Origin of the sequence: Mesorhizobium amorphae (assembly GCF_014843845.1) — a bacterium.
Taxonomy (GTDB): domain Bacteria; phylum Pseudomonadota; class Alphaproteobacteria; order Rhizobiales; family Rhizobiaceae; genus Mesorhizobium; species Mesorhizobium amorphae_A.
The window spans coordinates 1-551 of sequence record NZ_JHQS01000087.1 but is presented as its reverse complement, the minus strand read 5'-3'; the positions used below and the strand labels follow the sequence as shown (position 1 = coordinate 551).

1 pseudogene is annotated in these 551 nt (G+C 60.8%); it reads left to right on the top strand.

Annotated features, from left to right (window positions below):
• A pseudogene (locus DH08_RS30105) lies at positions 1 to 534 on the top strand (IS5 family transposase); the annotation flags it as partial.
• Positions 535 to 551: the final 17 nt, after the last annotated feature.

The window sequence follows — 551 nt, the reverse complement described above, 5'->3', positions numbered from 1 at the left end:
GGTATGGGAACGCATATTCGCCGACCTGATCGATGATCCTGACAACGATTACGTGATGCTCGACAGCACGTTGGTTCGCGCCCACCAGCAGGCGGCGACCGGAAAAGGGGGGACCAGAACCAGGCTTTGGGGCGCTCCCGAGGCGGATTGACTACCAAGATCCATATGGCGGTGGACGGCCAGGGGCGCCCGCTGCGATTGATCCTGACGCCCGGCCAGCGCGGCGATGTTACCCAGGCGCCCGCCTTGCTCGAAGGGCTCGCGGCCAAACGTGTCCTCGCCGATAAGGCCTATGACAGCAACGCCTTGCGCTCCATCGTCGCCGAGATGGGGGCCGAGGCTGTTATCCCCTGCAATCCGACCCGCAGGAAGCTGATCCCCTACGACTTCGAAGCATACAAGGTGCGCAACCTCATCGAACGATGCTTCAACAAGCTCAAGCACTTCCGACGCATAGCCACACGCTACGACCGACGCGCCATCCATTTCCTCAGCTTCATCCAACTCGCCTGCGCCATGTTATGGATGCGATGAATGTCGATTCAGCCTAG